Origin of the sequence: Burkholderia sp. E168m23 (genome assembly GCF_016586125.1) — a bacterium.
Classification (GTDB): Bacteria; Pseudomonadota; Gammaproteobacteria; order Burkholderiales; family Burkholderiaceae; genus Burkholderia; species Burkholderia orbicola.
Genome location: NZ_BCPP01000500.1, coordinates 1 through 5,174, shown reverse-complemented (window position 1 = coordinate 5,174; position 5,174 = coordinate 1). Strand labels below are relative to the sequence as shown.

The window sequence follows — 5,174 nt, the reverse complement described above, 5'->3', positions numbered from 1 at the left end:
GGATCGATCAGGTCGAGCATATCGCCTTCGTCATGGGCGATCTACGGGGCGCCGACCCCGTTCTCGTGCGCATGCATGCGATGGATACCATGAACGACGTCATCGGCGGTCACCACCTCGCGTCCCTGCGCGGCGCGGCGCGTTTGCTGGAGAACGAGAATCGCGGCGTCATCGTGGTGATCCGCGAATCCCGCCCGACGGCCGTGTCCGAGCGGGTGCGTGCCATGATGCATCCCAAGCCTGCCGAGCCGGAACTGCGCGATTACGGAATAGGCGCGCAAATTCTCACCGAACTCGGCGTGAAGAACATGATCCTGCTCTCCAATCATGAAAGAACGATCGTGGGCCTGGAGGGCTACGGTTTGAACATGGTCGAGCAGAGAAAAATAGAGCGAATTCACGACGATCAGGAAGTTTGACGCCATCCGGTCGCGCCGCCGTGCCGATGCAGAAATCGGGTCGTCCCGTTCCGATCGCGGGAGCGTTGTTCCGGATGAAGTCGTGACGCTCATCGCAGGGCGTTTCGTGACCATAAAAGCAACTGGAGGAGAGATGAGACACGCAGAAAACCCCGACATCGTCGGCGCGCGCGCGAGCGCCGTGGCCGCGGGGCGGCCCGCATGAAAACGACGGCGGAAAATCCCTATACGATCGGACTCGAGCGCGACCCGGCGAACTTCATTGCCTTGTCGCCGCTGACGTTTCTCGAACGCGCCGCGTCCGTCTGGCCGGAGCGCACGGCCATCGTGCACGGCACGATACGCCGCGACTGGGCCGAAACCTACCGGCGGTGCCGGATGCTCGCCGGCGCGCTGCGCGGGCGCGGCATCGGCAACGGCGATACGGTGGCGATGATCGCGGCCAATACGCCCGAACTGTTCGAGGCACATTTCGGTGTACCGCTTTGCGGCGCTGTCCTGAACACCATCAACACACGGCTCGATGCCGACACGATCGCGTTCATTCTCGGCCACGGCGACGCGAAGCTGCTGATCACCGACCGCGAATTCTCCTCGACGGTGAAGAAGGCCCTGGCACGGCTCGGCCGCGCCATTCAGGTCATCGACATCGACGACCCACAGTTCGGAGAAGGCGATCTGCTCGGCGAAAAAGACTACGAGGCGTTGCTGCAGGAGGCCGCGCACACAGAATTTTCTGTCGCGATGCCGGAAGACGAATGGCAGGCCATATCGCTGAACTACACATCCGGCACGACGGGCAATCCCAAGGGCGTCGTGTATCACCATCGCGGCGCATATCTGAACGCAGTATCGAACGCACTATCGTGGCATCTGGACGAGGACACGACCTATCTATGGACCTTGCCGATGTTTCACTGCAATGGCTGGTGCTTTCCGTGGACCATGGCGTTGGTGGCCGGCACCAGTGTTTTTCTGCGCCATACGCGGGCCGAGCGGATTCTCGCCGCCATCCGCACCGAGGCGGTCACGCATTTTTGTGCGGCGTCCGTAGTGTTGAACATGATCAATAACGCCGCGCCGGAGCTGAAAGCCGGCATCCGTCATGGAGTCAAGGTCATGACCGGCGGTGCGCCGCCGCCCGCTTCGGTGATCGCCGGCATGGAGCGCATGGGCTGGGACGTGACGCACGCCTACGGGTTGACCGAGTCCTATGGGCCGGTCGTGCAATGCGTGTGGCGCGACTCGTGGAATGCACTCGATCTCGATGCGAAAGCGCGGCTCAAGGCCCGCCAGGGAGTGCGCGGCCCCGCTCTCGAGGCAGTGATGGTAGCCAGCCCCGATACGCTGGAGCCTGTTCCAAAAGACGGGCAAACGCTCGGCGAGGTATTTCTGCGCGGCAACAACGTGATGAAGGGCTACCTGAAGAATTCGGACGCCACCGTGGAGGCATTTTCCGGCGGGTGGTTTCACACGGGCGATCTCGCGGTATGGCATCCCGATGGCTACCTGGAAATCAAGGATCGCTCGAAGGACATCATCATCTCGGGAGGCGAAAACATTTCGTCGATCGAGATCGAGGACATACTGTATTCCCATCCCGCCGTTCTGGAGGCGGCAATCGTCGCGCGTCCCGACGACAAGTGGGGCGAGACACCTTGTGCTTTCATCGCGCTCAAAGACGATTCGGCGGTGACCGAAGCGGACATCATCGCGTTTTGCCGCGAGCGGCTGGCACATTTCAAGGTGCCCAAGACCATCGTGTTCTCGCCGCTGCCGAAGACAGCGACCGGCAAGATCCAGAAGTTCCACTTGAGGGAGCGGGCGCGCCAGCTGTGAAAGGGGCGGCGGCGTAGCGCCAGCCGCCGCGTTTCGATCAGCGCGAGGACGCCTCCTTCTGGTCCACGCGAAACTTGCCGGGACTTTGTCCCATGGTCTTCTTGAACATGGTGATGAACGAGTTCGGACCTTCATAGCCGAGCTCGAGCGCCACTGCGTGAACCGACGCGCCTGCCGACAATCGCTGAAGCGCAATGATGATATGCAGACGCTCGCGCCAGCGCCCGAAGGTCATGCCGGTTTCGCTGCGTACCAGCCGCGCGAGCGTACGTTCGCTCATCGCATATCGGCGCCCCCATTCCGCGATCGTGCTGCGGTCGGCGGGGTTGTCGAGCAACGCCGAAGCGATCTGTTGAAGCCGGGGATTGTCGGAGATCGGGAGAAAGACGTCGTCGGGCGCCAGCAGCGCGAGCTGATCCAGCAGCACTCTGGCGAGCCGGCCCACCGGGCCGTCCTTCGGATAGTCGGGCGGAAACCTGGCCAGTGAACGGATCAACTCGCGGATGAGCGGCGTGATCGTAAAGCTGCGGCAGTCGGTGGGCAGGCCGGCCTCGTCGGGCGGAATGAAGATGACGTACAGCTTGGCGAAATCGGAAGCATGATTGCTGTGCGGAATGCCGCCCGGAATCCACACCGCGCCGTTGGGCGGGACGATCCACCATCCGCTCGGCGATCGGCACATGACCGACCCGCTCAATGCGACGACCAATTGCCCCTTGCGATGAACGTGCATCGGCAGCTCATCCTCTTTTCCGCTCGTCTCCAGGAGAACGGAAATGACCGGCAAATCGACGGAGTCCGGATCGAACGGCTGATAGTTGATCTTCACCGGGTCTGTCATGGCTCGCGAAGCGGACATGCCGATTTCAGGATTGTTGGGTTCCACGGTTCACTCGCTTTCTGCGCCTGCCTGGCCTCGGTGAATTCATGTATCGCCGCCCTCGGTGCAACATACGGTGGGCCATCCGACTGACGCGATTTTAATCCGCCGAATCAACGATGGCGCCGGCAAATCAAAATTAAATTTGGCCCCGTCGGACCTACACTGACTCGATGTAAATTCACGAGACATCAGGTATGAAAACCGACGAATTGATTTGCACACGGATCGACGCGGACGTCGTGCAACTGACGATCGACCGGCCGCCGGCGAACGCACTGAACGAACCGCTCATCACCGCATTGATGTCCGTCTTCCGCGACTTCGCTCGACACGACGTGCCACCCGGCATCGTGTTCACCGGGGCGGGAGAGAAGTTCTTTTGTGCCGGCGGCGATATCAATGAAGTGGCGGACCATGAGCTCGCCCTGTCGCGCATGGAAGCGTTCCACGCGTTCCTGGCGCAACTCGAGCAGTATCCGAGCCCGCTCGTGTGCGCGGTCAACGGCTATGCAGTGGGTGCCGGATTCGAAATGGCGCTGCATGCGGACTACGTCGTCGCGTCCGCTGAATCCCGGCTAGGATTTCCCGAGATCAATCACGGCCTGTTGCCCGCGGCAAAAGGCATGCGCCACGCAGCGGCCCTGCTGGGTCGGCGTGCCGCGCGTTCGCTGCTTTTCTCCGGTGAACTGATCACGGCCGGAGAAGCGTTGGCGATAGGCGCGGTGGACGCGATCTCCGCGCACGATGAAACGCTGAGAGACGCGCTGGCCAAATGCCGCGCGCTTTGCGCCAAAGATCGCCAGCTGTTCGCCGCCATCAAGCGAACGCTGCGCGAGAGTCCACGGATGAACGACGAAGCTCTGCTGCAGATGACGCTCGATGACCTGCGTGGATATCTCGGCAACGCGCGGACCGCGGACGCAAGATCCAGATTTCTGAACCGCAATAAGAAGGCCTGATCGTGAGCAATCTCAAACTGCCGGAAACGCTGCATCTTGCGCGCATGACGTATGAGGGCGTGGCGGCCGCATTGGCCACGCAGTTCGATCGCGTCATCATTCCTTGCGGCGCAATCGAGCAGCACGGCCCCCATCTGCCGCTGAGCATGGATGCCGATCATGCTGACGCGCTGGCCGTGGAAATCGCCACGTTGCTGGGGCGAACCCTGATCGCGCCGACGATACGAGTGGGATGCTCGAAGCACCACATGGCCTTCCCGGGCACGATCTCGTTGCAGGAGCACACGTATGCCGCGCTCTGCCACGATTACTGCGTGAGCCTCGCGGCACATGGATTCAAGTGCATCTATCTGTTCTCGGCGCATGTCGGTAACTTCAATGCCCTTCATGCGATGTTGCCGGAATTGCGACAGGCCGTCGGGCCAGACGTCCAGGTGCTTGCCTATACGGATCATCAGGCGTGGCTGCGCGAATGGCGACTGGCCGTCGAGGAAGCCGGCGGCGATCCGGAATCCGTGGGCGGACACGCAGACATCGCCGAAACCTCCCTGATGATCCACCTTGATCCGGACAGTGTGCGACTCGCTCGACTCACGGCCGGCCACGTGGGCGCCATGACGACCGAGCAATTGAACCGGATGTGGAAGGAAGGCGTGGCGTCGATCTCCCGAAACGGCGTGCTGGGCGATGCGCGAGGATCGTCACGCGAGATCGGCGAGGCCTGTTTGCGTGCGACCGCGAGGCTTCTCGCGTCGGCATTTGCGGCCGAATCGTCGACCTAGAAAAAGACGGAGAGCCGGCAGCATGATCTGCCGGTATCGGCAAGGTTGCGGCATGAAAAGAATAAAAAATGCTGCGGGATGTGCGGCAATATTTATTCACGGAAACAAAAGAGACATCAAGGCAGAAAAGGCATCCGGATGGATGAGTATCGCTATCCAATCTGGATGGGCTGTTTCTAAATCAAGTTAAACGACGATGTTAATTGGTTGGCGGCGTGACACTGCCCGAACCTCGGCAGCCGTTCGCGCGCGCCGTGAATTTTCGAATTACGACTGTCAAGGAAAAGAAAAT

General features: G+C 61.2%; 4 protein-coding genes and 1 pseudogene. 4 read left to right on the top strand and 1 reads right to left on the bottom strand.

Going from position 1 to position 5,174, the window contains the following annotated elements:
* Nucleotides 1–419: pseudogene (locus JMF90_RS23155) on the top strand (3,4-dihydroxy-2-butanone-4-phosphate synthase); the annotation flags it as partial.
* A gap of 201 nt (nucleotides 420–620) precedes the next feature.
* On the top strand, nucleotides 621–2,258 hold the full coding sequence (locus JMF90_RS23150; protein ID WP_011548534.1) for an acyl-CoA synthetase: 1,638 nt from the start codon (nucleotides 621–623) through the stop codon (nucleotides 2,256–2,258).
* 37 nt (nucleotides 2,259–2,295) lie between these two features.
* Here JMF90_RS23150 and JMF90_RS23145 read toward each other — a convergent pair whose 3' ends face one another.
* A complete protein-coding gene (locus tag JMF90_RS23145; RefSeq protein ID WP_011694458.1) occupies nucleotides 2,296–3,117 on the bottom strand; it encodes a helix-turn-helix domain-containing protein in 822 nt (273 codons plus the stop codon).
* Nucleotides 3,118–3,335: 218 nt separating this feature from the next.
* Here JMF90_RS23145 and JMF90_RS23140 point away from each other — a divergent pair, with 218 nt between their 5' ends.
* Both JMF90_RS23140 and JMF90_RS23135 read left to right on the top strand, forming a co-directional pair.
* Nucleotides 3,336–4,100: an enoyl-CoA hydratase/isomerase family protein gene (locus JMF90_RS23140; RefSeq protein ID WP_011548532.1), complete on the top strand. Its 765-nt coding sequence runs from the start codon at nucleotides 3,336–3,338 to the stop codon at nucleotides 4,098–4,100.
* A gap of 2 nt (nucleotides 4,101–4,102) precedes the next feature.
* On the top strand, nucleotides 4,103–4,882 hold the full coding sequence (locus JMF90_RS23135) for a creatininase family protein (RefSeq protein WP_011548531.1): 780 nt from the start codon (nucleotides 4,103–4,105) through the stop codon (nucleotides 4,880–4,882).
* Nucleotides 4,883–5,174: the final 292 nt, after the last annotated feature.

Coding starts and splice junctions, on each gene's coding strand:
- JMF90_RS23150 (WP_011548534.1), top strand. CDS start 621: ATGAAAACGACGGCGGAAAATCCCTATACGATCGGACTCGAGCGCGAC.
- JMF90_RS23145 (WP_011694458.1), bottom strand. CDS start 3,117: ATGTCCGCTTCGCGAGCCATGACAGACCCGGTGAAGATCAACTATCAG.
- JMF90_RS23140 (WP_011548532.1), top strand. CDS start 3,336: ATGAAAACCGACGAATTGATTTGCACACGGATCGACGCGGACGTCGTG.